Origin of the sequence: Pseudomonas sp. PB101, from assembly GCF_009764265.1 — a bacterium.
Classification (GTDB): Bacteria; Pseudomonadota; Gammaproteobacteria; order Pseudomonadales; family Pseudomonadaceae; genus Aquipseudomonas.
The window spans coordinates 98,254-123,773 of the sequence record NZ_RWIR01000052.1 but is presented as its reverse complement, the minus strand read 5'-3'; the positions used below and the strand labels follow the sequence as shown (position 1 = coordinate 123,773).

General features: G+C 58.1%; 24 protein-coding genes. 5 read left to right on the top strand and 19 right to left on the bottom strand.

Translation table 11 applies throughout. The features are described 5' to 3' along the window. Positions 1 to 7: 7 nt before the first annotated feature. From EI969_RS15680 to rpmH, 14 genes are all read right to left on the bottom strand, one after another. Positions 8 to 544 (bottom strand): F0F1 ATP synthase subunit delta, encoded by a 537-nt coding sequence (locus EI969_RS15680; protein ID WP_007934341.1) that lies wholly within the window; start codon positions 542 to 544, stop codon positions 8 to 10. Between the two features lie 12 nt (positions 545 to 556). After that, positions 557 to 1,027 (bottom strand): F0F1 ATP synthase subunit B, encoded by a 471-nt coding sequence (locus EI969_RS15675; RefSeq protein WP_008064601.1) that lies wholly within the window; start codon positions 1,025 to 1,027, stop codon positions 557 to 559. 58 nt (positions 1,028 to 1,085) lie between these two features. Beyond that, positions 1,086 to 1,343: a F0F1 ATP synthase subunit C gene (gene atpE, locus EI969_RS15670; RefSeq protein ID WP_003097235.1), complete on the bottom strand. Its 258-nt coding sequence runs from the start codon at positions 1,341 to 1,343 to the stop codon at positions 1,086 to 1,088. A gap of 133 nt (positions 1,344 to 1,476) precedes the next feature. Further along, positions 1,477 to 2,346: a F0F1 ATP synthase subunit A gene (gene atpB / locus EI969_RS15665; protein ID WP_160388584.1), complete on the bottom strand. Its 870-nt coding sequence runs from the start codon at positions 2,344 to 2,346 to the stop codon at positions 1,477 to 1,479. A gap of 16 nt (positions 2,347 to 2,362) precedes the next feature. Beyond that, positions 2,363 to 2,770 (bottom strand): F0F1 ATP synthase subunit I, encoded by a 408-nt coding sequence (locus EI969_RS15660; RefSeq protein ID WP_008045685.1) that lies wholly within the window; start codon positions 2,768 to 2,770, stop codon positions 2,363 to 2,365. A 148-nt stretch (positions 2,771 to 2,918) separates the two neighbouring features. Further along, positions 2,919 to 3,791, bottom strand: a complete 873-nt coding sequence (locus tag EI969_RS15655) for a ParB/RepB/Spo0J family partition protein (protein WP_160388583.1) — start codon at positions 3,789 to 3,791, stop codon at positions 2,919 to 2,921. Between the two features lie 9 nt (positions 3,792 to 3,800). Beyond that, positions 3,801 to 4,598 (bottom strand): ParA family protein, encoded by a 798-nt coding sequence (locus EI969_RS15650; RefSeq protein ID WP_008002319.1) that lies wholly within the window; start codon positions 4,596 to 4,598, stop codon positions 3,801 to 3,803. Positions 4,599 to 4,616: 18 nt separating this feature from the next. Next, entirely contained in the window at positions 4,617 to 5,261 is a 645-nt protein-coding gene (gene rsmG, locus EI969_RS15645) for a 16S rRNA (guanine(527)-N(7))-methyltransferase RsmG (protein ID WP_150716645.1), read from the bottom strand. Next, positions 5,258 to 7,156: a tRNA uridine-5-carboxymethylaminomethyl(34) synthesis enzyme MnmG gene (mnmG, locus tag EI969_RS15640; RefSeq protein ID WP_160388582.1), complete on the bottom strand. Its 1,899-nt coding sequence runs from the start codon at positions 7,154 to 7,156 to the stop codon at positions 5,258 to 5,260. The genes rsmG and mnmG overlap by 4 nt, the downstream gene beginning before the upstream one ends. A gap of 550 nt (positions 7,157 to 7,706) precedes the next feature. After that, complete coding sequence (mnmE, locus tag EI969_RS15635; protein ID WP_160388581.1) at positions 7,707 to 9,077, bottom strand: tRNA uridine-5-carboxymethylaminomethyl(34) synthesis GTPase MnmE; 1,371 nt, start codon at positions 9,075 to 9,077, stop codon at positions 7,707 to 7,709. 79 nt (positions 9,078 to 9,156) lie between these two features. Further along, the gene (yidC, locus tag EI969_RS15630) at positions 9,157 to 10,836 is read right to left on the bottom strand and encodes a membrane protein insertase YidC (RefSeq protein ID WP_160388580.1); all 1,680 of its coding nucleotides are present in this window, start codon (positions 10,834 to 10,836) and stop codon (positions 9,157 to 9,159) included. Positions 10,837 to 10,838: 2 nt separating this feature from the next. After that, on the bottom strand, positions 10,839 to 11,084 hold the full coding sequence (yidD, locus tag EI969_RS15625; protein WP_010207715.1) for a membrane protein insertion efficiency factor YidD: 246 nt from the start codon (positions 11,082 to 11,084) through the stop codon (positions 10,839 to 10,841). Further along, positions 11,077 to 11,478: a ribonuclease P protein component gene (gene rnpA, locus EI969_RS15620; RefSeq protein ID WP_015097448.1), complete on the bottom strand. Its 402-nt coding sequence runs from the start codon at positions 11,476 to 11,478 to the stop codon at positions 11,077 to 11,079. The genes yidD and rnpA overlap by 8 nt, the downstream gene beginning before the upstream one ends. A 16-nt stretch (positions 11,479 to 11,494) precedes the next feature. After that, positions 11,495 to 11,629: a 50S ribosomal protein L34 gene (gene rpmH, locus EI969_RS15615; RefSeq protein WP_003213577.1), complete on the bottom strand. Its 135-nt coding sequence runs from the start codon at positions 11,627 to 11,629 to the stop codon at positions 11,495 to 11,497. Positions 11,630 to 12,195: 566 nt separating this feature from the next. Here rpmH and dnaA point away from each other — a divergent pair. From dnaA to gyrB, 4 genes are read left to right on the top strand one after another with little or no spacing between them, the layout of a single operon-like run. After that, the gene (gene dnaA / locus EI969_RS15610; protein WP_160388578.1) at positions 12,196 to 13,719 is read left to right on the top strand and encodes a chromosomal replication initiator protein DnaA; all 1,524 of its coding nucleotides are present in this window, start codon (positions 12,196 to 12,198) and stop codon (positions 13,717 to 13,719) included. Between the two features lie 39 nt (positions 13,720 to 13,758). Further along, positions 13,759 to 14,862 carry a DNA polymerase III subunit beta gene (gene dnaN, locus EI969_RS15605; RefSeq protein WP_007969885.1) on the top strand — a complete coding sequence of 368 codons (1,104 nt, stop codon included), beginning with the start codon at positions 13,759 to 13,761 and terminating at the stop codon, positions 14,860 to 14,862. Positions 14,863 to 14,882: 20 nt separating this feature from the next. Next, positions 14,883 to 15,986 carry a DNA replication/repair protein RecF gene (gene recF, locus EI969_RS15600; protein WP_047535636.1) on the top strand — a complete coding sequence of 368 codons (1,104 nt, stop codon included), beginning with the start codon at positions 14,883 to 14,885 and terminating at the stop codon, positions 15,984 to 15,986. A 5-nt stretch (positions 15,987 to 15,991) separates the two neighbouring features. Further along, complete coding sequence (gyrB, locus tag EI969_RS15595; RefSeq protein WP_160388577.1) at positions 15,992 to 18,409, top strand: DNA topoisomerase (ATP-hydrolyzing) subunit B; 2,418 nt, start codon at positions 15,992 to 15,994, stop codon at positions 18,407 to 18,409. Positions 18,410 to 18,472: 63 nt separating this feature from the next. Here gyrB and EI969_RS15590 read toward each other — a convergent pair whose 3' ends face one another. After that, on the bottom strand, positions 18,473 to 19,189 hold the full coding sequence (locus EI969_RS15590) for a response regulator transcription factor (protein WP_160388576.1): 717 nt from the start codon (positions 19,187 to 19,189) through the stop codon (positions 18,473 to 18,475). A 169-nt stretch (positions 19,190 to 19,358) separates the two neighbouring features. Here EI969_RS15590 and EI969_RS15585 point away from each other — a divergent pair, with 169 nt between their 5' ends. After that, a complete protein-coding gene (locus EI969_RS15585) occupies positions 19,359 to 20,894 on the top strand; it encodes a PAS domain-containing sensor histidine kinase (RefSeq protein WP_160388575.1) in 1,536 nt (511 codons plus the stop codon). A gap of 181 nt (positions 20,895 to 21,075) precedes the next feature. On the opposite strand, the gene EI969_RS15580 is transcribed toward EI969_RS15585, so the two are convergent. The 4 genes from EI969_RS15580 to glyQ all read right to left on the bottom strand — a co-directional run bounded on the left by EI969_RS15580 (position 21,076) and on the right by glyQ (position 25,484). Continuing rightward, the gene (locus EI969_RS15580) at positions 21,076 to 21,855 is read right to left on the bottom strand and encodes a 1-acyl-sn-glycerol-3-phosphate acyltransferase (protein WP_160388574.1); all 780 of its coding nucleotides are present in this window, start codon (positions 21,853 to 21,855) and stop codon (positions 21,076 to 21,078) included. Positions 21,856 to 21,939: 84 nt separating this feature from the next. Continuing rightward, a complete protein-coding gene (gene gmhB, locus EI969_RS15575) occupies positions 21,940 to 22,473 on the bottom strand; it encodes a D-glycero-beta-D-manno-heptose 1,7-bisphosphate 7-phosphatase (RefSeq protein WP_150716653.1) in 534 nt (177 codons plus the stop codon). 6 nt (positions 22,474 to 22,479) lie between these two features. Then, a complete protein-coding gene (gene glyS, locus EI969_RS15570) occupies positions 22,480 to 24,534 on the bottom strand; it encodes a glycine--tRNA ligase subunit beta (protein ID WP_160388573.1) in 2,055 nt (684 codons plus the stop codon). Then, positions 24,531 to 25,484, bottom strand: a complete 954-nt coding sequence (gene glyQ / locus EI969_RS15565) for a glycine--tRNA ligase subunit alpha (protein WP_025112261.1) — start codon at positions 25,482 to 25,484, stop codon at positions 24,531 to 24,533. Before glyQ ends, glyS begins: the two co-directional genes overlap by 4 nt. Between the last annotated feature and the right edge of the window lie 36 nt (positions 25,485 to 25,520).

Genomic DNA, 25,520 nt, shown 5'->3' with positions numbered 1-25,520 from the left:
TTCAAACTCAAGATTTCAATGCTTCGGCAAGTTTCGCGATTTTGCCGCGAATCGAGCCATCGATAACCAGGTCGCCGGCGCGGATGACGACACCACCAATAAGGGCAGCGTCCTCCGCAACTTGCAGGCGCACTTCCCGGTTGAGTCGTGCACTGAGAACCTTGGCGAGTTTGTCTTGCTGTTCTTGGTTCAATGCAAAAGCACTGGTCACTTCTACGTCTACCGACTTCTCTTGTTCGGCCTTGTACAGGTCGAAAAGAGCGGCAATCTCCGGCAACAGCGGGAGACGGTCGTTTTCGGCAACGACGTTGATGAAGTTCTGTGCCTTGGCATCAAACTTGTCGCCGCACACGTCAATGAACGTGGCGGCCTTTTCTGCGCTCGTCAGTCGCGGGGCCTTGAGCACGCGCTGCATGGTGTCGTCTTCCGACACCGCTGCAGCCAGGCCGAGCATGGCTGACCAATTGGCCAGTTGCTGGTGGGCCTGAGCGTGCTCGAAGGCCGCCTTAGCGTAAGGTCGGGCCAACGTGGTCAGTTCTGCCATGATCGCCCTCGCTTAGATTTCAGCAGCCAGTTGGTTAACCAGCTCTGCGTGCGCGTTTTGATCGATTGTGGCACCCAGGATCTTCTCGGCGCCGCCGACTGCCAGCAAGCCCACTTGGGCACGCAGCGCGTCTTTGACACTGTTCAGTTCCTGTTCGATCTCGGCTTGAGCCTGAACCTTCACACGGTCAGCGTCGATACGGGCTTTTTCAACAGCCTCTTCAACGATCTGATTACCGCGTTTCTTGGCTTGCTCGATGATTTCAGCTGCCTGAGCTTTCGCTTCGCGCAGTTGCTGACCCGCTTTCTCTTGGGCCAACTCCAGGTCGCGAGCTGCTCGGCTGGCAGCGTCCAGACCATCAGCGATCTTCTTTTGACGTTCGTGCAAAGCCGCGATGACCGGAGGCCATACGAACTTCATGCAGAACAGTACAAAAATCAGGAACGCAACGGACTGGCCAATCAGGGTCGCATTAATGTTCACGCCAACACCTCGCAGTTACGTTGTCCATCACACCAAATTACCCGGAAGATCCGAGTAATTAGCCAGCGATCTGACCAACGAACGGGTTCGCAAAGGTGAAGAACAGAGCGATACCAACACCGATCATGGTTACGGCGTCGAGCAGACCGGCAACGATGAACATTTTAACTTGCAGCATTGGAACCATTTCTGGTTGACGCGCTGCGCCTTCCAGGAACTTGCCGCCCAGCAGGCCGAAACCAATTGCGGTACCCAGTGCGCCCAGGCCGATCAACAGTGCAACAGCGATAGCGGTTAGACCAACTACAGTTTCCATCTTTCCTCCCGACTTTTACGTCGTATGGTTTAGGTTTTTTAGATTAAAGCGGTAAAACAAATCGTTTCAGATGCCCCGTCAGGAGCACCTTCCCGTTTGACCGGGAAGGACATCAGACTAGTCGAGACTGGTCTTAATGGTTTTCTTCGTGTGCCATCGACAGGTAAACGATGGTCAACATCATGAAGATGAACGCCTGCAGGGTGATGATCAGGATGTGGAACACAGCCCACGCCCACTGCAGAACAACGCCCAGGCCACTAAGCCAGAGCAGACCGCTGCCGAACATCACAGCAATCAGAATGAAGACCAGCTCGCCGGCGTACATGTTGCCGAACAGACGCAGAGCCAGGGAGATCGGCTTGGCGATCAGGGTCACGAATTCCAGCAGGAAGTTCACCGGGATCAGCAGGGCCTGAACGAAGATGTTCTTGCTGCCGAACGGGTGCAGGGTCAGTTCGCCGATAAAGCCGCCGATGCCCTTGACCTTGATGCTGTAGAAAATGATCAACGCGAACACCGACAGGGCCATGCCCAGGGTAGCGTTCGGGTCAGTGGTCGATACGGCACGGAATGGAATGTGCGGATCGCCGGAGATCGCCATGGCCAGCTGAGGAATCCAGTCGACCGGAATCAGGTCGACGGCGTTCATCAGGAACACCCAGACGAAGATGGTCAGTGCCAGCGGTGCAATCACCGGGCTACGGCCATGGAAGCTGTCTTTCACGCTGCCATCGACGAATTCGACCAAAACTTCAACGAAGTTCTGCAAAGCACCAGGCTGACCGGAAGTCGCCTTCTTTGCCGCCATGCGGAAAAGAAGAACGAAGATCAGACCCAAAGCGACCGACCAGCCGAGAGTATCGACGTGGAAAGCCCAGAAGCCCATTTCCTTGGCTTCTGCTGCGGTGTGGGCAAAGCCCCAGCCGCCGGTAGGGTGCTGACCGAAGGTCAGGTTCTGCAAGTGGTGCTGGATATAGCCCGAAGCGGTTGTTTCTGCCATGGTTGCCTCAAACGCCCTAAGGTCTCGAAAGTCTTGTTCTCATCAGCAGGGGAGCGAACCAGCTGACCGACTGAGTCAGCACGAAGGCACCGAATACTGCAATCGGCGCCAGTGGCTTCACACCTGCAAACACCAGTGCAAACAGCACTGCCGTCAAAATCAGTTTGCCTGCCTCGCCGGCATAAAATGACCGGACGATGGACTGGGCTGCTCGGGCGCCGGAAAACCGAAATGCCCTGTGAGCGAAATAAACATTGGGTAGCAAGGCTATCAGGCCTCCGCAGAGTCCGGAGTACCCGGCAACGACTCCATATCGGTACCAGAGCGCCAAAGCGGCGATCAGCAACACGACAAATTGAGCCATCAACACCGGAAAAACTGCCAGGCGATGGAAGGGCAGGCGGTTTGGCGTGCGGGTTTCCATCACTTTTACTCTCCAATGGTCGGCTGCCGAAATTCACTAACTTGGCATAATTTGTGCCGACAAAATGCGCGCAGAGTATAGGGGCGGTTCTGCCCCTATTCAACTGTCAGGTAGTGATTTCCGACTGCGCGCTACATGAGGAAATGTTTCAGCGGATATGTGCGAGTACGCCTTGAAGCTCGTCCAGGGAGTTGTAGCCAATCACCAACTGCCCCTTACCCTTCTTACCGTGGCGAATCTGCACCGCAGAGCCTAGGCGCTCGGCCAGGCGCTGTTCGAGACGGGCGATATCCGGGTCCGGTTTTGCCGCTTCAACAGGCTCAGGTTTACCACTCAACCACTGGCGAACCAGTGCCTCGGTTTGGCGCACGGTCAGCCCGCGTGCGACAACATGTCGCGCCCCTTCGACCTGCTGATTTTCCGGCAAACCGAGCAAAGCACGGGCATGACCCATTTCCAGGTCGCCGTGGGACAACATGGTCTTGATGACTTCCGGCAAGGAAATCAGGCGCAACAGGTTCGCCACGGTCACCCGGGACTTGCCCACAGCCTCGGCCACCTGTTGCTGGGTCAGCTGGAACTCCTGCTGCAAGCGCTGCAGGGCCACCGCTTCTTCGATGGGGTTGAGGTCTTCGCGCTGGATGTTCTCGATCAGCGCGATGGCGATCGCGGTTTCATCGGGTACATCGCGAACCATCGCCGGGATGGTTTCCTGCCCGGCCTGCTGGCTGGCACGCCAGCGGCGTTCACCGGCAATGATTTCGAAGCGGCCAGCGCCGATCGGGCGCACCACGATGGGCTGCATGACGCCCTGGGCCTTGATCGACTGCGCCAGCTCTTCGAGCGCCTGCGGGTCCATGTCACGACGCGGCTGGTACTTGCCGCGCTGGAGCAAGTCCAGTGGCAAGTGTTGCAGCTCACGGTGATCGGCTTGCGCCGCTTGTTCTTCCAGCGAGCTGACGGTCGGACCACTCAGCAGTGCATCCAGTCCTCGTCCGAGACCTCGTTTCTTGACGGCCATGGGGATTCCTTAAGTTGCCTGAGCGGCGGCGATGCGTGAGTTTTTGCGCTGACGACGAACCATTTCGCCCGCCAGTGCCAGGTAGGCAACGGCACCGCGCGAGGATTTGTCGTACGCCAGCGCCGGCATGCCGTAGCTTGGCGCTTCGGCCAGACGGATGTTGCGCGGAATGACGGTGTCGTAGAGCTGTTCGCCGAAGTGTTCCTTGAGCTGCGCCGAGACATCGTTCATCAGGCTCAGGCGCGGGTCGTACATCGTGCGCAGCAGGCCTTCGACCTTGAGGTTCGGGTTGAGCAGCTCGGCGATGCGCTTGATGTTATCCACAAGGTCGCTCAAGCCTTCGAGGGCGAAGTACTCGCACTGCATGGGGATAATCACCCCGTCGGCGGCAACCAGTGCGTTCAAGGTCAGCATCGACAGCGACGGCGGGCAGTCGATCAGGATGTAGTCGTAGTTTTCGCGGATCGGCGCCAGCGCACTGCGCAGGCGACTTTCCTTCATCTGCATTTCCAGCAGAACCACTTCGGCCGCGGTGAGGTCGCGGTTGGCCGGCAACAACTGGTAACCACCGTGTTCGGAGAAGTGCATGGCCTGGGCCAGGTCGCATTCGCCGATCAGCAGGTCGTAGACCGAGTTTTCCAGGCCGTGTTTATCCACACCGCTACCCATGGTGGCGTTGCCCTGTGGATCAAGGTCGATCAACAGCACCCGACGCTTGGTCGCGACCAGGGATGCTGCGAGGTTGATGCAGGTGGTGGTTTTGCCCACGCCACCCTTTTGGTTCGCTATCGCGAATACCTTAGCCATTCTTGCTTGTGTTCCCAATCATGCCGTGCGGCGCAGTATCAGCAGATGGCGTTGGCCTTGGCAACCAGGTACGGCCAGGGCGTGTTCGCTATCGAGGTGGAAGTCTGCCGGCAATGCTACCAGCTCATCGGCCGGATGAACGCCCTTCATTGCCAGCCAGCGTGTTTCGCTATCGCCGAGGTGGCGAGTCCAGTTGCTGAAGTTCTCCATGCTGCTGAACGCCCGGGAAATGATCCCGTTGAACGGCTGGGCAGGCTGGAAGGCTTCGACGCGACTGTGGATAACTTGCAGGTTATCCAGTTTGAGTTCGAGTTTGACCTGGGTCAGGAAGCGGGTTTTCTTGCCGTTGCTGTCCAGGCAAGTCACCTGGGACTCGGGAAACAGGATGGCCAACGGAATGCCGGGCATGCCGCCGCCGCTGCCGACGTCGAGCCAGCGTCCGTTTTCGATGAATGACATCACGCTCAGGCTGTCGAGCAGATGGCGGGAGACCATTTCGTCAGGATCACGCACGGCGGTGAGGTTGTAGGCCTTGTTCCATTTGATCAACAGGGCCAGATAACCCAGCAGTTGCGCGTGCTGGGTGTCTGTCAGCGTGACGCCAAGCTGGCGGGCACCTGTGGATAACTCTTCTGCATGTTGCGAAGTGACCAACGAACTCAAGCGCTTTGCTCCAACTGACGGCCCGCGCCGCGTTTTTTCAAATGAATCATCAACAGCGAAATGGCTGCCGGCGTTACGCCCGGGATACGCGAAGCCTGGCCCAAAGTCTCTGGACGGGTCGCACCGAGCTTGCTCTGGATCTCTTTGGAGAGACCGGAAATATTCGTGTAATCGATATCCACAGGCAGTTTGGTGTCTTCGCTGGCTCGCAGGCGGGCGATTTCATCCTGTTGACGATCGATGTAACCGGCGTACTTGGTCTTGATCTCGACCTGTTCGGCAACCTGTGGATCTTCTGCGCCACCGCCAGTGACGGAGATCAGACCAGCGTAGTCGATTTCCGGACGGCTCAAGAGATTGAGCAGGTTGTATTCGTGAGTCAGCGGCGTGCCGAATTTTTCGGCAATCGCATCGCCCTGTTCGGTGCCCGGGCGAACCCAGGTGCTCTTCAGGCGCTGCTCTTCCAGTTCGATGCTTTCGCGTTTTTTGCAGAAAGCTGCCCAGCGCACGTCATCGACCAGGCCGAGTTCACGGCCTTTTTCGGTCAAGCGCAGGTCGGCGTTGTCTTCGCGCAGGATCAAACGGTACTCGGCACGGGAGGTGAACATCCGGTACGGCTCTTGGGTACCGAGGGTAATCAGGTCGTCGACCAACACACCGATGTAGGCCTCGTCGCGACGCGGACACCAGGCCTCTTTGCCTTGGGCGCGCAGTGCCGCGTTGGTGCCGGCGAGCAAACCCTGGGCGCCGGCTTCTTCGTAACCGGTGGTGCCGTTGATTTGTCCGGCGAAAAACAGGCCGCCAATGACTTTGGTTTCCAGGCTGTACTTCAGGTCGCGCGGGTCGAAGTAGTCGTACTCGATGGCGTAGCCCGGACGCACGATGTGCGCGTTTTCCATGCCGCGGATCGATTGCACGATCTGCAATTGCACGTCGAACGGCAGGGATGTGGATATCCCGTTCGGATACAGCTCGTTTGTCGTCAAACCTTCCGGTTCGATGAAGACCTGATGGCTTTCCTTGTCGGCAAAGCGATGGATCTTGTCTTCGATCGACGGGCAATAACGCGGGCCGATGCCTTCGATCTCACCGGCAGCGGAATACATCGGCGAACGGTCGAGGTTCGCGGCAATGATTTCGTGGGTGCGGGCGTTGGTGTGGGTAATCCAGCAGCTGACTTGCCGCGGATGTTGCTCTTTGGACCCCATGAACGACATCACCGGGATCGGTGTATCGCCGGCTTGCTCGGTCATCACCGAGAAATCCACAGAGCGGGCGTCAATACGCGGCGGTGTACCGGTTTTCAGGCGACCCACGCGCAGCGGCAGTTCACGCAGGCGGTGAGCCAGCGCGATCGATGGCGGATCACCGGCGCGACCACCGGAAAAATTCTGCAAACCGATGTGGATAAGTCCACCGAGGAAGGTGCCTGTGGTCAAAACCACCGAGTCGGCGAGAAAACGCAGGCCCATTTGGGTCACTACGCCACGCACTTGTTCCTGCTCGACGATCAGGTCATCGGCTGCCTGTTGAAATATCCACAGGTTCGGCTGGTTTTCCAGGATTTCGCGGACAGCGGCCTTGTACAGAACCCGGTCTGCCTGTGCACGGGTTGCACGCACGGCCGGGCCTTTGCGGCTGTTCAACACGCGAAACTGGATGCCGCCTTTGTCGGTAGCAATGGCCATCGCGCCACCCAGGGCATCGATTTCCTTGACCAGGTGGCTTTTGCCGATCCCGCCAATGGCCGGGTTGCAACTCATGGCACCGAGGGTTTCCACGTTATGCGTCAGCAACAGGGTTTTAACCCCCATACGTGCTGAGGCCAGTGCTGCCTCGGTACCGGCATGACCGCCGCCGATGACGATCACTTCAAAACGGGAAGGGAAATCCACCACGCACCTCGTGCCTGCTTAAGTAGGTAATTCAGGAATAGTTTGAGCTCAGGTTTTTGGACCTGGTCGACAAGTATAGGGACTTCGCCCTTCCTAAAGAACCCTTTGCACAAAATTTAACCAGCTGTGGAAAAGTCGGAGTTATAGAAATTAAAAAGAAAGAAATTTATTAAATCTTTGTTTTTATGTTTATTTCTATGTACCTGCCTTTCTGTGGATAGATCTCTACAGACCTTTATTTTCAATGTGTACAGAGATTCAAAACCCTGTGTTCATGTGCCAATGAGGCCCTTGGATAACCGGGGTAAGCCTGTGGATGAAAGAGGTGCTTATCCACAGGGGTGGTTATATCCAGTTTTCAGGCCCTGTTATCAACTGACCTTAGTGGCGGTTATTCACAGGGCTTAATCCACAGAAAAACGTCGTTTGCTCAAAATCCGCGCACGAAAATTCAGCTCAAGCAGACAATGTCCGCTCGGCACTGGAGGGTTTATTCACAAAAGGAGGGAGCAGACAGGCACGAATGGCCTGTCTGTGAACAACAGGCGGGTTACTTACCGATGCAGAAGCTGGAGAAGATTCGCCCCAACAGATCGTCGGAGCTGAAAGCGCCGGTGATTTCTCCCAGCGAGTGCTGAGCCTGGCGCAAATCCTCGGCCAGCAGCTCACCAGCACCGGCCAGGGTCAATTGCGCACGGCCATGCTCGAGGGCAGCACTGGCATGACGCAGCGCCTCCAGATGCCGCCGGCGAGCACTGAAGCTGCTTTCGGACGTTTGCTCGTAGCCCATGCAGGCCTTGAGGTGATCGCGCAGCAGTTCCAGGCCAGCACCTGCGGACTTGGCACTCAGGCTGATGGTGACGTGACCGTCCTCGCTGATCTCCATGGCAATGGCTTCACCCGTAAGGTCAGCCTTGTTGCGGATCAAGGTCACTTTCGCGGGATCGGGACGGGTTTCCAGAAATTCCGGCCACAATGCAAACGGATCAAGGGCTTCCGGTGCGGTGGCATCGACTACCAACAGCACCCGATCCGCTTCGCCGATGGCTTTCAAGGCACGTTCGACGCCGATTTTTTCCACATGGTCATCGGTATCGCGCAGACCGGCGGTATCCACCACATGCAGCGGCATGCCATCGATGTGGATATGTTCACGGAGTACGTCGCGGGTGGTACCGGCAATTTCGGTCACGATCGCCGCTTCACGCCCGGCCAGCGCATTGAGCAGGCTGGATTTACCGGCATTCGGACGACCGGCAATCACCACGGTCATGCCGTCACGCAGCAAGGCGCCCTGCCCGGCTTCGCGCATGACGGTGGATAACTCGTCGCGCACTTTGTCGAGCATGCTCAGGACGTGGCCATCTGCGAGGAAGTCGATTTCCTCTTCCGGGAAATCGATGGCCGCTTCGACATAAATGCGCAGGCCGATCAGTTGCTCGGTGAGGTTATGCACACGTGACGAGAAAGCGCCCTGCAGGGAGCGCAACGCGTTTCGCGCCGCCTGGGCAGAACTGGCTTCAATCAGGTCGGCAATGGCTTCGGCCTGGGCAAGGTCCAGTTTGTCGTTGAGGAAGGCGCGCTCACTGAATTCCCCCGGTCGGGCGAGCCGGCAACCCAATTCCAGGCAGCGCTTGAGCAACATATCCAGAACGATCGGGCCGCCGTGACCCTGTAGTTCCAGGACATCTTCGCCAGTAAACGAGTTTGGCCCGGGAAAATACAGCGCGATGCCCTGATCCAGTACTTCGTCGTTTTCACCGAAGAACGCACCGTAGTGGGCAAATCGCGGCTTGAGGTCGCGACCACTGAAGGCCTTGGCCGCAACGCTGGCCAACGGCCCGGAAATACGCACGATGCCTACACCGCCACGGCCCTGGGCGGTGGCGACGGCTGCGATGGTTTCACGAGGAACGCTCATAAACCGGTATCCAGACAAAAGTGACAGATAGCAAAACGCCCCACTAGGGGGCGTTTTGAGTGGTTATCCACAGTGTAAATCAGGCAGCTGCTTTAGCGGCCGCTTCGATCTTACGTGTGATGTACCACTGTTGGGCGATCGACAGGCAGTTGTTCACTACCCAGTACAGCACCAGACCAGCCGGGAACCACAGGAAGAAGAAGGTGAAGATGATTGGCATCAGCTTCATTACCTTGGCCTGCATCGGATCCGGAGGAGTCGGGTTCAGCTGCTGCTGGATGAACATGGTTGCGCCCATGATGATCGGCAGAATGAAGAACGGATCCTTGATCGACAGGTCAGTGATCCACAGCATGAACGGCGCCTGGCGCATTTCAACGCTTTCCAGCAGAACCCAGTACAGCGAGAGGAAAACCGGCATCTGCACGAGGATTGGCAAGCAACCACCCAGCGGATTGATCTTCTCTTTCTTGTACAGCTCCATCATGGCTTGCGACATTTTCTGTCGGTCATCGCCATGTTGCTCTTTCAGCGCGGCCAGTTTCGGTGCCACTGCACGCATGCGCGCCATGGATTTGTAGCTGGCAGCCGACAGCGGGAAGAAGATCCCTTTGATCAGCATGGTCAGGAAGATGATCGACCAGCCCCAGTTACCCACAATGGCGTGGATGTGTTGCAGCAACCAGAAGATCGGTTGGGCGATAAACCACAGAATACCGTAGTCGACCGTCAGTTCCAGACCTGGGGACAACTCTTTGAGCACGGCCTGGCTTTTCGGACCTGCGTACAGAACAGCGCTGGTCTCGGCCTTGGCGCCCGGTGCAACGCTCATCGATGGGCCGGTGTAGCCGATGATGTAGTTGCCTTTGCTGTCTTTACGGGTCTGGACGACGTTGTTTTCGCCCTTGGCCGGAATCCACGCGGTCACGAAGTAGTGCTGCAACCAGGCAACCCAACCGCCAGTGACGGTTTCTTTGAGCGCTGCCTTGTCCATGTCCTTCATGGACACTTTCTTGTACGGCTCAGAACTTGTCCACAGGGCGGCGCCCAGGTAAGTCGCGGTGCCGGTAGCCGTGGTCGACGAAGGATCGGCGCTGGCGTCGCGCTTCAACTGGGCGAACATCGCACCGGTCCAGGGCTGAGCGCTCTGGTTGTCGATCAGGTAGGAAACGGTTACGTCATACAGGCCGCGTTTCACGGTGAAACGCTTGATGTAGTTGACGCCGTCCTTGCTGAACTTCAGGTCTACGACCAATTGGTCCTGACCGTCAGCCAGTTGATAAACCTTCTTCTCCGAGGAATAAACCGGACGACCGGCCGGATTGGCATCCGGACCGTTGGTGCCGATCAGACCGCTTTGCGCCAGATAAGTACGTTCGCCGCCGTTATCGAACAGCTGGAACGGAATTTCCGGGTGATCCTGGCGACGCGGATACAGCGGCAGGGTCAACTGGGCAACATCGCCACCTTGTGGGTCGATAGCCAGGTCCAGTACATCCGTTTTGATCTGGATGAGGTCCTTGCTCACAGCCACCGGCGTTTCGGCAGGTGCGCTGGTGTCGCTTGCAGCACGTGGAATGTCGTCACTGGCGGAAGCGTTGGAGCCAGTTGCCGTTTCCGGCAGGCCCGGTGCAGTCGTACTGGAGGCAACATTCTGAGTCGGCAAGGCAGCCTGACCATAGTCCTGGTTCCATTTAAGAACCATAACGTAGGACACGATTGCCAGGGCGACGATCAGGATCGTGCGTTTGATATCCATGATTACTCGGCCATCGAAGAAGAACGGGAGGTAGGGATAGGTGGAACCGGGTCATAACCACCGGGATTCCACGGATGACAGCGACCTAAACGACGAAAGGTCAGCCAGCCACCGCGAAGAAGGCCATGATTTTCGATGGCTTCTAACGCGTAGCAGGAACAACTGGGGTAGAAACGACAGTGACTGGCCATCAGAGGACTAATGGCATAGCGGTAAAACTGGATCGGAACGAGTGCCAGTTTACGCATCGGGACTGTCTACCCCTACAGTTTCGGTTTTGACTGCTGGTACCGGCGAACTGCGAGCCAGACGCTTCCAGAGTTTGCCGAAATGCTGAATCAATTCGGGGTTTTCTACGTCACCCAAACCTTTGCGCGCGACGATAACGATGTCCCAACCGACCAGTGAATCCTGGTTCAGGCGAAACGATTCGCGCATCAGACGTTTGAGGCGATTGCGCTCGACGGAGAGCTTTACGCTCTTTTTCCCGATAACCAACCCGAGACGGGGGTGATCAAGATCGTTGTTGCGCGCAAGGAGCAGGAGATTTTTCCCCGGAACCTTGCCGGTAGGGGAGTCAAAGACTGCCTTGAAATGCCGGGGAGTAAGCAGACGCTTTTCCCGACTGAAGTCCTGACTCACCTCCAGTGCCGGCTTATCAAACTGCCAGACGCGCACGACCTTTGGCGCGGCGACGCGACAGAACGGCACGACCGTTCTTGGTAGCCATGCGAGCACGGAAGCCGTGGGTACGAGCGCGTTTGATAGTGCTTGGTTGGAAAGTACGTTTCATTGTCGTGTTACCTGGTTCGTCCACAACGGGCCGGAATGGCCCCCGTTTTAAGAGACCGGGGATTCTAGAGAAAGCAAGCCTTCAGGTCAATTTCCAACCAGCGTTTCCTTATAAATAGATCTCCAGGCGTTTTGCGCTGAAGGAACCGTCGGTAAATATAAAAATAAGAAAGGAAAGAATTTAAAGCTTTTCTGTAAAGCTTATAAAAGCTAGGCTCGCCTCCTTCTGTGGATAAGTCGATTCAGCCCTTGTTTTACCTGATGTACAGAGAATGACAACTACAGTGGAAAACCGTGTTCAGCCTGTGCTGCACTGTCGGATAACCTGTGTGTGGAATGCCGCTTTATCCACAGGCCGGTTATCCACCGAGTTTCGCCCCCACTTGTGCAATGACCTTAACCCCGGTTATCCACAGAGCTTATGCACAGACCATTGGTCGTCTTTTTTGCGTATAAATCCCTGATTGTTCTTGGTCGATGAACCACCTTCGTGTGGATAAGTCGGCGTCTGGCCGCTACAATGGCCGCTTGTTTTTGCCTCACCGGCTTTCAACTTAGGGGATATCCGTGTCAGTGGAACTTTGGCAGCAGTGCGTGGAGCTTTTGCGCGATGAGCTGCCTGCCCAACAATTCAACACTTGGATCCGTCCACTACAGGTCGAAGCCGAAGGCGACGAGTTGCGTGTCTATGCACCCAACCGTTTTGTTCTGGACTGGGTCAACGAAAAGTACCTGGGGCGTGTTCTCGAATTGCTCGATGAGCACGGCAACGGCATGGCGCCTGCGCTTTCCTTGTTAATAGGCAGCAAACGCAGTTCGGCACCCCGTGCCGCGCCCAATGCTCCCCTGGCAGCTGCGGCTTCCCAGGCCCAGGCTGCACAGGCACCCGCCAGTTCGCCAGCGCCGGCACCTGCCGCGGCTTCGACCAAACGCGCCACGCAAAAAACGGCCGAGGTAAACGAGGAAGAACCTTCCCGTGACAGCTTCGACCCGATGGCCGGCGCCAGTTCGCAACAGGCCCCGGTGCGCGCCGAGCAACGTACCGTGCAGGTCGAAGGTGCGCTCAAGCACACCAGTTACCTGAACCGCACCTTTACCTTCGAGAACTTCGTTGAAGGTAAATCCAACCAGCTGGCGCGCGCCGCCGCCTGGCAGGTGGCGGACAACCCCAAGCACGGGTACAACCCGCTCTTCCTTTATGGTGGTGTCGGCCTGGGTAAAACCCACTTGATGCACGCTGTGGGTAACCATCTATTAAAGAAGAACCCGAATGCCAAGGTGGTGTACCTGCATTCGGAGCGTTTTGTGGCGGACATGGTCAAGGCCCTGCAACTGAATGCGATCAACGAGTTCAAACGCTTCTACCGCTCGGTGGATGCCTTGCTGATCGATGACATTCAGTTCTTCGCCCGCAAGGAGCGTTCCCAGGAAGAGTTTTTCCACACCTTCAACGCCCTGCTCGAAGGTGGCCAGCAGGTCATTCTCACCAGTGACCGCTACCCGAAAGAAATCGAAGGCCTTGAAGAGCGCCTTAAATCCCGCTTTGGCTGGGGCCTGACCGTAGCGGTCGAGCCGCCGGAGCTGGAAACCCGCGTGGCGATCCTGATGAAGAAGGCCGACCAGGCCAAGGTCGATCTGCCACACGACGCCGCGTTCTTCATTGCCCAGCGCATTCGCTCCAACGTCCGTGAGCTGGAAGGCGCGCTCAAACGCGTGATCGCCCACTCGCACTTCATGGGCCGCGATATCACCATCGAGTTGATTCGCGAATCCCTGAAGGACTTGTTGGCGTTGCAGGATAAACTGGTCTCTGTGGATAACATTCAGCGCACCGTCGCCGAGTATTACAAGATCAAGATCTCCGACTTGCTGTCCAAGCGTCGTTCTCGCTCGGTCGCACGTCCGCGTCAGGTTGCAATGGCCTTGTCCAAAGAGTTGACTAACCACAGCCTGCCGGAAATCGGCGATGTGTTTGGCGGCCGCGACCATACGACTGTTTTGCACGCCTGCCGCAAGATCAACGAACTTAAGGAATCCGACGCGGACATCCGCGAGGACTACAAGAACCTGCTGCGTACACTGACCACTTGATGAACACCAGCGCAGCTAATTAAGGCAAGGGACTAGACCATGCATTTCACCATTCAACGCGAAGCCCTGTTGAAACCCCTGCAACTGGTCGCAGGCGTCGTCGAACGCCGCCAGACCTTGCCGGTGCTCTCCAACGTGCTGCTGGTTGTCGAAGGCCAGCAATTGTCGCTGACCGGTACCGACCTGGAAGTCGAGCTGGTCGGTCGTGTTCAACTCGAAGAGCCGGCGGATCCGGGTTCCATCACCGTGCCGGCGCGCAAGCTGATGGACATCTGCAAAAGCCTGCCGAACGATGCGCTGATCGATATCAAGGTCGATGAGCAGAAGCTTGTGGTCAAGGCTGGCCGTAGCCGCTTCACCTTGTCGACATTGCCGGCCAACGATTTCCCGACTGTAGAAGAAGGCCCGGGTTCGCTGACCTGCAGCCTGGAGCAAAGCAAGCTGCGTCGTCTGATCGAGCGCACCAGCTTCGCCATGGCCCAGCAGGACGTGCGTTACTACCTCAACGGCATGCTGCTGGAAGTGTCTGCCGGCGTGATCCGCGCCGTGGCCACCGACGGTCACCGCCTGGCCATGTGCTCGATGCAGGCCGATATCGGTCAGCCGGATCGTCACCAGGTCATTGTGCCGCGCAAAGGTATCCTCGAACTGGCGCGCCTGCTCACCGAGCCGGACGGCAATGTCAGCATCGTGCTGGGCCAGCACCATATCCGCGCCACCACCGGTGAGTTCACCTTCACCTCGAAACTGGTCGACGGTAAATTCCCGGACTACGAGCGCGTTCTGCCAAAAGGCGGCGACAAGCTGGTACTGGGCGATCGCCAGGCGTTGCGTGAAGCGTTCAGCCGTACCGCGATTCTGTCCAACGAGAAGTACCGTGGTATCCGTCTGCAACTGGCCAGCGGTCAGCTGAAGATCCAGGCGAACAACCCGGAGCAGGAAGAAGCGGAAGAGGAAGTGGGCGTTGAATACAACGGCGGCTCCCTGGAAATCGGCTTCAACGTGAGCTATCTGCTCGACGTACTGGGCGTGATGACCACCGAGCAGGTTCGTCTGATCCTGTCCGACTCCAACAGCAGTGCGCTGGTGCAGGAATCGGACAACGACGACTCGGCCTACGTCGTCATGCCGATGCGTCTGTAATCATGCCCAGCAGAAGCTAGATGTCCTTAAGTCGCGTCTCGGTCACCGCGGTGCGCAATCTGCACCCGGTGACCTTCTCCCCCTCTCCCCGCATCAATATCCTTTACGGCGCCAACGGCAGCGGCAAAACCAGTGTTCTGGAAGCCATCCATCTGCTGGGGCTTGCCCGTTCGTTTCGCAGCACCCGCCTGTTACCGGTCATTCAATACGAACAGCTTGCCTGCACGGTGTTTGGCCAGGTTGAACTGGCTGAGGGTGGGCATAGCGCCTTGGGCATTTCGCGGGATCGCCAGGGTGAATTCCAGATCCGGATCGATGGGCAGAACGCGCGCAGCGCAGCCCAACTGGCCGAGATTCTGCCGCTGCAACTGATCAACCCGGACAGCTTTCGATTGCTGGAAGGGGCACCGAAGATTCGCCGACAGTTTCTCGATTGGGGCGTGTTCCACGTGGAACCGCGCTTCATGTCAACCTGGCAGCGCTTGCAGAAGGCCCTGCGCCAGAGAAACTCTTGGCTGCGGCATGGTACACTTGACGCCGTTTCGCAAGCGGTTTGGGACAGGGAACTGTGCCAGGCCAGCGCTGAAATTGATGAATACCGCCGCGCCTATATCAAAGCCTTGAAACCAGTCTTTGAACAAACCTTGAGCGAACTGGTTGAGCTTGAAGGCTTGACGCTCAGCTATTACCGCGGCTGGGACAAGGACCGTGAATTGAGTGCTGTGCTCGCCGGGTCTCTACAGCGGGACCAGCAAATAGGGCACACCCAGGCCGGACCACAACGTGCTGATTTGCGTCTCAGACTGGGCGCACACAACGCCGCGGACATCTTGTCCCGTGGCCAGCAGAAGTTGGTGGTTTGCGCATTACGGATTGCCCAGGGGCACCTGGTCAGCCAGGCTCGACGCGGTCAGTGTATTTATCTGGTGGATGACTTGCCGTCCGAACTGGACGAGCAGCACCGTCGCGCGCTTTGCCGCTTGTTGGAAGACTTACGCTGCCAGGTATTTATCACCTGTGTAGATCACGAATTATTGAGGGAAGGCTGGCAGACGGAAACGCCAGTCGCACTGTTCCACGTGGAACAGGGCCGTATCACCCAGACCCACGACCATCGGGAGTGAAGGCATTGAGCGAAGAAAATACGTACGACTCAACGAGCATTAAAGTGCTGAAAGGCCTGGATGCCGTACGCAAACGTCCCGGTATGTACATTGGCGACACCGATGATGGTAGCGGTCTGCACCACATGGTGTTCGAGGTGGTCGATAACTCGATCGACGAAGCCCTCGCCGGCTACTGCGACGACATCAGCATCATCATCCACCCGGATGAGTCCATCACCGTTCGCGACAACGGCCGTGGCATCCCGGTAGACGTTCACAAGGAAGAAGGCGTTTCGGCAGCCGAGGTCATCATGACCGTGCTGCACGCCGGCGGTAAGTTCGACGACAACTCCTACAAGGTCTCCGGCGGTCTGCACGGCGTGGGTGTGTCGGTCGTTAACGCCCTGTCGGAACAGCTGGTCCTGACCGTTCGCCGTAGCGGCAAGATCTGGGAACAGACTTACGTCCACGGTGTTCCGCAAGAGCCGATGAAAATCGTTGGCGACAGCGAAACCACCGGTACGCAGATCCACTTCAAGGCTTCCAGCGAAACCTTCAAGAACATCCATTTCAGCTGGGACATCCTGGCCAAGCGGATTCGTGAACTGTCCTTCCTCAACTCCGGTGTCGGCATCGTCCTCAAGGACGAGCGCAGCGGCAAGGAAGAACTGTTCAAATACGAAGGCGGCCTGCGTGCGTTCGTTGAATACCTGAACACCAACAAGACCCCGGTCAACCAGGTGTTCCACTTCAACATCCAGCGTGAAGACGGCATCGGCGTGGAAATCGCCCTGCAGTGGAACGACAGCTTCAACGAGAACCTGCTGTGCTTCACCAACAACATTCCACAGCGCGATGGCGGTACTCACCTGGTGGGTTTCCGTTCCGCACTGACGCGTAACCTGAACACCTACATCGAAGCTGAAGGCCTGGCGAAGAAGCACAAGGTCGCCACCACCGGTGACGATGCTCGTGAAGGCCTGACCGCGATCATTTCGGTAAAAGTGCCGGATCCGAAGTTCAGCTCCCAGACCAAAGACAAGCTGGTGTCTTCCGAAGTGAAGACCGCGGTCGAACAGGAAATGGGCAAGTACTTCTCCGACTTCCTGCTGGAAAATCCGAACGAAGCCAAGCTGGTCGTCGGCAAGATGATCGATGCGGCACGTGCTCGTGAAGCGGCGCGTAAAGCCCGTGAAATGACCCGTCGCAAAGGCGCGCTGGATATCGCCGGCCTGCCGGGCAAACTGGCTGACTGCCAGGAAAAAGACCCTGCCCTTTCCGAACTGTACCTCGTGGAAGGTGACTCTGCTGGCGGCTCCGCCAAGCAGGGACGTAACCGTCGGACCCAGGCCATCCTGCCGCTGAAGGGCAAGATCCTGAACGTCGAGAAGGCGCGCTTCGACAAGATGATCTCTTCCCAGGAAGTGGGCACCTTGATCACCGCGCTGGGCTGCGGCATCGGCCGCGACGAGTACAACATCGACAAGCTGCGTTACCACAACATCATCATCATGACCGATGCTGACGTCGACGGTTCGCACATCCGTACGCTGCTGCTGACCTTCTTCTTCCGTCAGCTGCCGGAGCTGATCGAACGCGGCTACATCTACATCGCTCAGCCACCGCTGTACAAGGTCAAGAAGGGCAAGCAGGAGCAATACATCAAAGACGACGAGGCCATGGAAGAGTACATGACCCAGTCGGCCCTGGAAGATGCGAGCCTGCACCTGAACGAAGAAGCACCCGGTATCTCCGGTGAAGCGCTTGAGCGTCTGGTGAATGATTTCCGTCTGGTGATGAAGACCCTCAAGCGTCTGTCGCGCCTGTACCCACAGGAGCTGACCGAGCACTTCATCTACCTGCCTGCGGTGAGCATGGAGCAACTGTCCGATCACGCAGCGATGCAGGATTGGCTGGCTCAGTACGAAGTTCGCCTGCGCACCGTTGAGAAGTCCGGCCTGGTTTACAAAGCCAGCCTGCGTGAAGACCGTGAACGTAACGTCTGGCTGCCAGAGGTCGAACTGATCTCCCACGGCCTGTCGAACTACGTCACCTTCAACCGCGACTTCTTCGGCAGTAACGATTACAAGACTGTGGTTTCGCTAGGCGCTCAACTGAGCACCCTGCTGGACGACGGCGCGTACATCCAGCGTGGCGAGCGCAAGAAGCCGGTGACCGAGTTCAAGGAAGCCCTTGAATGGCTGATGGCTGAAAGCACCAAGCGCCACACCATCCAGCGATACAAAGGTCTGGGCGAAATGAACCCGGATCAGCTGTGGGAAACCACCATGGACCCAAGCCAGCGCCGGATGCTCAAAGTGACCATCGAAGACGCCATTGGCGCGGATCAGATCTTCAACACCCTGATGGGTGATGCGGTCGAACCACGCCGTGACTTCATCGAAAGCAACGCCTTGGCGGTGTCCAACCTGGACTTCTGATCCCGGTCGGTGCCAACGAAAAAGGCCAATGCATCTGCATTGGCCTTTTTTATTGCCTGCGTTTCATTCGTTCGCCGGTGTCACACTCTCCAGCCGATACCCATACCTATAAATCGTCAGCAGCTGCCAGCCGCGATCCGCCGTCAGCCCAAGTTTGTTGCGCAGACGATAGATGTGCGTATCCAGTGGGCGTGACGACGATATTTCTTCATGGGGCCAGAATCGTTCGTACAGGTAATCGCGCGACAGCGGCCGGCCGAGGTTGCTGAACAGGCAATGCGCCAGGCGGTATTCGCGTTCGGTCATGACGATCGGTTTGCCGTCGCGAGTGACGGTCAGTTCGGCGTCGTCGAACACCAGGTCATTGAAGCTCAAGCCTTCGGCCGTTGTGCGCTGTTGGCCATGTCGACGCAGGACCGCGCCAACGCGGGCCTTCAGTTCATTGGGGCGGAACGGCTTGCTGACGTAGTCATCGGCGCCAGCATTCAGGGCCTGAACGATATCGCTTTCGCCGTCACGACTGGTGAGCATGATTGTCGGCGGCGGCGCTTCCATGTGTTCGCGGGTCCATTGCAGCAGTGACAGGCCCGTTAGGTCGGGCAGTTGCCAGTCGAGGATCAGCAGGTCGAAGGTTTCCCGACGCAGTTGGCGCAACAGGTCTTTGGCCCGTTCGAAGCTGTGCAAAGACCACGGCTGCTCTCCGGCTTCGCTCATCTGTTGCAGGGTTTGTTCGACCCGGCGTAGTTCGGCGGGCTCATCGTCCAGAATCGCAACGCGCATATACGGTGATTCCTTGTCGCCTGGGCAGCTCTGTATCGACGATAGCGGGTCAATCGACACAGTGAAAGTCAGCGGCCCGCCGTTGGTCGCAGCGTCCGCTATGATTCTTGAGTCGACGCCTAAGACACAGGAACCATGAAACCTTATACCCCGCCCTGCCCGCTTGGCCATGACTGACCAGCGCCGCCGCGAAAGCCGAGAGCCAAGCCAGGTACAGCGATTGTTTCGGCAATTGCTGCGCGAGTGGCTGTGGATAAGTTTTGTGTTGCTGCCGTTGACGACACTGCTGTCCTACCGCGCGCAGATCAACCTGAACGATGCTTCCCCAGGCCTGAGCGCCTTGTTTTCCCTTGGTCTGGTGACGTGCGTACTTGGCCTGTTGTGGTGGCGTCCGCGGCTGGCGCTCTGGTTGACGCTCACGGGGATGGCGTGCGCGCTGCTGACCAGTGCCGGTCTTGCGGAATTCAGGCGCTGGTGGTGGTCTCCGACGCCTGCAGTCTTGGGGATGCTGTTTGGTTACCTGATCTGGAACTGGCGACGCCTCAGTGTGGTGCTGACCTATTTCGGTTGGGAACTGGCACGGCTGGACAGCGAGCCGAAAGTGTTTCCCGAGCGCCGTCGTACCCTCCATCCCGGTGGCGACAGTTTGCAGAATCAAATCGTCGCGCTGGAACAAGCCATGAGCCTGACCCGCGATACCCACCGATTCATTGCCGATGGCCTGGAATACCTGCCGGTGGCTACATTGATCAGCGATCCCCAGGGACGGATTCTGCTCGGCAATCGCAAGGCCCGTGATCTGTTTGGTGGGGAACTGGTCGGCGATGATGTGCTGAAGCGACTTGAACAGCTGGGTTGTCCGGATATGAACCGCGGGTCGGATTCGCCCTTGTCGACGCTGCCGCTGCTGGAGTTCCGCGACCTCAAGGAACGCAGCCTGCGGCTGGAGCGCGCCGAGCTGTTGCCGGTGGACGGTGAGGTGCCGGTCGGCTGGCTATGGAACCTGACTGATTTGAGTGTCGAGCGCGATGCGGAGGAACAGCGTGCGGTGCTGCTGCGATTCTTGTCTCACGACCTGCGGGCACCTCACTCGGCCATCCTCGCGTTGCTTGATGTCCATCGTCATCAAGTGGGGGGGGATTCGCCGCTCTTTGCTCAAATCGAACTACAGGTTCGTCGGGCGCTGGAGTTGACTGACGGTTTTGTTCTACTGGCGAGGGCCGAGTCCGACGCTTATCAGTTTCAGCCGAGCCTGTTTGCGATGCTGGTGTTGGATGTGTTCGATCAGGCGCTGCCCATTGCGCAGTTGAAACAGATCGAACTGGCCCATCAGGTTGAGGAGCAGGCGCAGGAAAGTCTGGTTCTGGCGGATCAGGTGCTGCTGACTCGGGCACTGTTCAATCTGCTGGAAAATGCCATCAAGTACAGCGCTCCAGGCACTCGTATCCGTTTGCACGTCAGTCAGCGCGACGGCTGGCTGACCTGTGAACTCATCGATCAGGGCAAAGGCATCGCGGCGGAGGAGTTGCCCGAGCTGTTCAGCCAATACAGGCGCTTTTCTTCCGCCCAGGGTATCGATGGCGTGGGCTTGGGATTGTCGATGGTCAAGGCCGTTGTGGATCGGCACGGCGGGCGAATCGAGTGTCAGAGCGAGGTGGGTCGGGGCACGACATTCAGGCTGCAATTTCCGCTGTTCACGGAGTGAAGGCGGAGGAATTGTGGATATAAAAAAACCGGCTATATCAGCCGGCTTTTTTACGTCCTAAAAAAACTTATGCACGTTTTTATGATTTTTATCATTCAAAGAAATATGTAAAAAAATCATAAAGTTACGTGCAAATAGCGACGGTTTTCAATGAAACGGTACACAGGTTATCCACAGAATCTCAGACAGCCACCTGATCGTTTGAAACCGGCGCTTGCGGAGTCGGTGGCAGCGAGCCCATTTCCCGTTGCATCTGCTCGTTCCACGCCTGCACCCGGTCGTTCAATTCGGCAATGGCTCGCGGTCCGGTGCCTGCGGCATACATCGGCTCGCCAATGATCACAGTGATGACGCCCGGTTTCTTCGCCCAACCGGTTTTCGGCCAGAACTTGCCGGCGTTGTGCGCAATCGGCAGCACCGGCAATTCGGCGTTGACCGCCAAGGCGCTGCCACCGCGCGAGAACTTGCCGACGGTGCCGAAAGGTACGCGCGTGCCTTCGGGGAAGATCAGCACCCAGACATTGTCCTTGAGCAACTCATGGCCTTTCTGCGCCACATGCTTGAGCGCGGCTTTCGGGTTGTCGCGATCGATGGCGATCGGTCGCAGCATGGCCATGGCCCAGCCGAAGAACGGCACATAGAGCAGTTCACGTTTGAGCACCTGGCTCAGCGGTGAGAAGTAAGCAGAGAGAAAGAACGTCTCCCATGTGCTCTGGTGGTTCGACTGAATGACGCAAGGCCGTTCAGGTACGTTCTCGGCACCCTTCACTTCGTAGCGGATGCCCAGGAACACTTTGCTCAGCCACAAGGCGCAGCGGCACCAGTACACGTTGATGAAGCGATAACGTGCCTTGAATGGCAGAAACGGCGCGATAAAAAAGCTCAGGCTGCACCAAAGCAACGAGCTGGTGCCCAGCAGAAGGTAGAAGAGGAAGGTTCTGATGGCCTGCAATATCGACATGGTGACGTTTACCGTTGCGGGAATTGCCCGCCTTATATAAAGCGCACCCCCGATCAATCCTTGGTCAGGAACAATCGAAGCACTTTAATTGTGGATAAGTTCTGCGGCAATCGCCGCCAAATCGTCAAAAATCAATGTGCCAACCGGAAGGGTCTTGCCCAAAGTCTTTTCGCCTTTCCCGGTCTTTACCAAAACTGGCTGTGAATCGACGGCTTTGGCGGCTTCCAGGTCACCAAGGCTGTCGCCGACGAACCAGAGATTGGTCAGCGACACGTTGTAATGAGCGGCGATGCTTTTCAACATCCCGGGTTTCGGCTTGCGGCAATCACAGCCTTCGTCCGGCCCGTGCGGGCAGTAGACGATCAGCCCGACTTCACCGCCCTGCTCCGCCACCAGTGCGCGCAAGCGCTCGTGCATGGCATCCAGGGTGGCGAGGTCGTAATAGCCGCGAGCGATGCCCGACTGGTTGGTAGCGACCGCTACCGTCCAGCCGGCCTTGCTCAACTGCGCGATGGCTTCGATCGAGCCGGGGAGCGGAATCCACTCCTCCACCGACTTGATGTAAGCGTCGGAGTCGTAATTGATCACTCCGTCCCGATCGAGAATCAGCAGTTTCAAACAGTCTTACCCCAGCAACGAAATATCGGCGACGCCGAGGAACAGCCCACGCAGGCGCGCCAGCAAGGCATAACGGTTGGCGCGCACGTTGGCGTCTTCCGCATTGACCATTACCGCCTCGAAGAACGCATCCACCGGCTCGCGCAGGGCGGCCAGGCGTGCCAGCGATTCGCTGTACTGACGCGCTGCAGCCATCGGCTGTACAGCCTGGTCAGCCTGCTGGATCGCCGAGTACAGGGAGAACTCGTTGGCATTGTCGAAGTACTTGGCTTCGACGACGGTAGGCACCGAGCCTTCGACCTTGCTCAGCAAGTTCGACACGCGCTTGTTCACCGCAGCCAGGGCAGCGGCTTCCGGCAATTTGCGGAAGGCCTCTACCGCTTGCACGCGCTGATCGAAGTCCAGGGCCGAACCCGGCTTCAGGGCACGTACTGACAGGTAGGTGGCGACGTCGACGCCTTCGTCTTCGTAACGGGCACGCAGGCGATCGAAGATGAACTCCAGCACCGATTCGTTCAGGCCGGCAGCCTTGACCTTGGTCCCGAACGCATTCACGGCGAAGGCCACGGCGTCGTTGAGGTCCAGATCCAGTTGTTTCTCGATCAGGATACGCAACACGCCCAGTGCGGCGCGGCGCAGGGCATACGGGTCTTTGCTGCCGGTCGGCAACATGCCGATGCCGAAGATACCCACGAGGGTGTCGAGCTTGTCGGCGATGGCCACGGCCGCACCGGTCAAGGTGGCTGGCAGTTCAGCGCCGGCACCGCGCGGCATGTACTGCTCGTTCAGGGCCAGGGCGACATCTTCCGGCTCGCCGTCGTTGAGGGCGTAGTAGTAACCGGCGACACCTTGCATCTCCGGGAACTCACCGACCATCTCGGTCGACAGGTCGCACTTGGACAGCAAGCCTGCACGGGCGGCCCACGCGGCGTTGCCGCCGATGCGCTGAGCGATGAACGCGGCCAGTTTGGATACGCGCTCGGCCTTGTCGTAGACGCTGCCGAGTTTTTCCTGGAACACCACGTTCTGCAGGCGCAGGTTGAAGTCTTCGAGCTTCTGCTTCTTGTCTTGCTTGAAGAAGAACTCGGCGTCGGTCAGGCGTGGGCGAACCACTTTCTCGTTACCGGCGATGATCTGCTGCGGGTCCTTGCTTTCGATGTTGGCCACGGTAATGAAACGTGGCAGCAACTTGCCGTCGGCATCCAGCAGGCAGAAGTACTTCTGGTTGTCCTGCATGGTGGTGATCAGTGCTTCTTGCGGCACGTCGAGGAAACGCTCCTCGAACGAGCACACCAGCGGCACTGGCCACTCGACCAGCGCGGTCACTTCATCGAGCAGGGCTGGCGGTACGATTGCCGTGCCTTCCTGACGGGTGGCCAGCTCTTCGGTGCGCTTGCTGATGATCTCGCGACGCTCGTTGGCGTCGGCCAGAACGTAGGCGGCACGCAGGTCGGCCAGGTAGCTGGACGGCGAACCGATGCGCACGTTTTCCGGGTGATGGAAGCGGTGACCACGGGAGTCGCGGCCGGCCTTCTGCGCGAGGATGGTGCAATCGATGACCTGGTCACCGAGCAGCATCACCAGCCATTGGGTCGGACGAACGAATTCTTCCTTGCGTGCCCCCCAACGCATGCGTTTCGGGATCGGCAGGTCGTTCAGCGAATCTTCGACGATGGTCGGCAGCAGGCTGGCGGTCGGCTTGCCGGCGATGCTCTGGCTGTAGCGCAGTTTCGGGCCGCTCTGATCGATTTCGCTCAGCTCGACGCCGCACTTCTTGGCGAAGCCCAGTGCTGCCTGGGTCGGGTTGCCTTCGGCATCGAACGCGGCCTGACGTGGCGGGCCGTCGAGGTTGATGCTGCGATCCGGCTGCTGGGTGGCCAGTGCGGTGATCAGCACGGCCAGGCGGCGCGGGGCGGCATAAACGGTTTTGCTCTCGTAGTTCAGGCCGGCGGCTTGCAGGCCCTTGTCGATACCGGCGAGGAACGCCTCGGCCAGGGTGTTCAGGGCTTTGGGTGGCAGTTCTTCAGTGCCCAGTTCAACCAGAAAATCCAGAGCACTCATTGTGCAGCCTCCAGCTTGGCCAGTACTTCGTCACGCAGGTCCGGGGTCGCCATCGGGAAGCCCAGCTTGGCGCGAGCCAACAGGTAGGCTTGCGCAACGGAACGCGCCAGGGTGCGTACACGCAGGATGTATTGCTGACGCGCAGTCACGGAAATTGCCCGGCGCGCATCCAGCAGGTTGAAGGTATGGGAGGCCTTCAGCACCATTTCGTAGCTCGGCAACGGCAGCGGCTGGTCGAGTTCGATCAGGCGCTTGGCTTCGCTTTCGTAGAAATCGAACAGTTCGAACAGCTTGTCGACGTTGGCGTGTTCGAAGTTGTAGGTGGACTGCTCCACTTCGTTCTGGTGGAACACGTCGCCGTAGGTCACTTTGCCCATCGGGCCGTCAGCCCAGACCAGGTCGTAGACCGAGTCCACGCCTTGCAGGTACATGGCCAGACGCTCGAGACCGTAGGTGATCTCGCCGGTCACCGGGTAGCACTCGATGCCGCCCGCTTGCTGGAAATAGGTGAACTGGGTCACTTCCATGCCGTTGAGCCAGACTTCCCAGCCCAGACCCCAGGCGCCGAGGGTCGGCGATTCCCAGTTGTCTTCGACGAAGCGGATGTCGTGGACCAGTGGGTCCAGGCCGACGTGCTTGAGGGAGCCCAGGTACAGTTCCTGGAAGTTGTCCGGGTTCGGCTTCAGGACCACCTGGAACTGGTAGTAGTGCTGCAGACGGTTCGGGTTTTCGCCGTAGCGGCCGTCAGTCGGACGGCGGCTTGGCTGCACGTAGGCGGCGTTCCAGGTTTCCGGGCCGATGGCGCGCAGGAACGTTGCGGTGTGGAAAGTGCCGGCGCCTACTTCCATATCGTAGGGCTGAAGTACCACACAACCTTGCTCGGCCCAGTATTGCTGGAGGGCGAGGATCAAGTCTTGGAAGGTACGCACGGCTGGCGTAGGCTGGCTCACGAAATTCACCTGTTTCTTGGGCTGCGATTTAAAGAG

Bases quoted from the DNA above. Each gene is read 5' to 3' on its own strand.
- EI969_RS15585 (WP_160388575.1), top strand. From the start codon at position 19,359: ATGACTGACCAGCGCCGCCGCGAAAGCCGAGAGCCAAGCCAGGTACAG.
- atpB (WP_160388584.1), bottom strand. From the start codon at position 2,346: ATGGCAGAAACAACCGCTTCGGGCTATATCCAGCACCACTTGCAGAAC.
- EI969_RS15660 (WP_008045685.1), bottom strand. From the start codon at position 2,770: ATGGAAACCCGCACGCCAAACCGCCTGCCCTTCCATCGCCTGGCAGTT.
- yidD (WP_010207715.1), bottom strand. From the start codon at position 11,084: ATGCGTAAACTGGCACTCGTTCCGATCCAGTTTTACCGCTATGCCATT.
- recF (WP_047535636.1), top strand. From the start codon at position 14,883: ATGTCCTTAAGTCGCGTCTCGGTCACCGCGGTGCGCAATCTGCACCCG.
- EI969_RS15590 (WP_160388576.1), bottom strand. From the start codon at position 19,189: ATGCGCGTTGCGATTCTGGACGATGAGCCCGCCGAACTACGCCGGGTC.
- EI969_RS15580 (WP_160388574.1), bottom strand. From the start codon at position 21,855: ATGTCGATATTGCAGGCCATCAGAACCTTCCTCTTCTACCTTCTGCTG.
- atpE (WP_003097235.1), bottom strand. From the start codon at position 1,343: ATGGAAACTGTAGTTGGTCTAACCGCTATCGCTGTTGCACTGTTGATC.
- EI969_RS15680 (WP_007934341.1), bottom strand. From the start codon at position 544: ATGGCAGAACTGACCACGTTGGCCCGACCTTACGCTAAGGCGGCCTTC.
- EI969_RS15655 (WP_160388583.1), bottom strand. From the start codon at position 3,791: ATGGCCGTCAAGAAACGAGGTCTCGGACGAGGACTGGATGCACTGCTG.
- yidC (WP_160388580.1), bottom strand. From the start codon at position 10,836: ATGGATATCAAACGCACGATCCTGATCGTCGCCCTGGCAATCGTGTCC.
- EI969_RS15650 (WP_008002319.1), bottom strand. From the start codon at position 4,598: ATGGCTAAGGTATTCGCGATAGCGAACCAAAAGGGTGGCGTGGGCAAA.
- glyS (WP_160388573.1), bottom strand. From the start codon at position 24,534: ATGAGTGCTCTGGATTTTCTGGTTGAACTGGGCACTGAAGAACTGCCA.
- mnmE (WP_160388581.1), bottom strand. From the start codon at position 9,077: ATGAGCGTTCCTCGTGAAACCATCGCAGCCGTCGCCACCGCCCAGGGC.
- dnaN (WP_007969885.1), top strand. From the start codon at position 13,759: ATGCATTTCACCATTCAACGCGAAGCCCTGTTGAAACCCCTGCAACTG.
- rpmH (WP_003213577.1), bottom strand. From the start codon at position 11,629: ATGAAACGTACTTTCCAACCAAGCACTATCAAACGCGCTCGTACCCAC.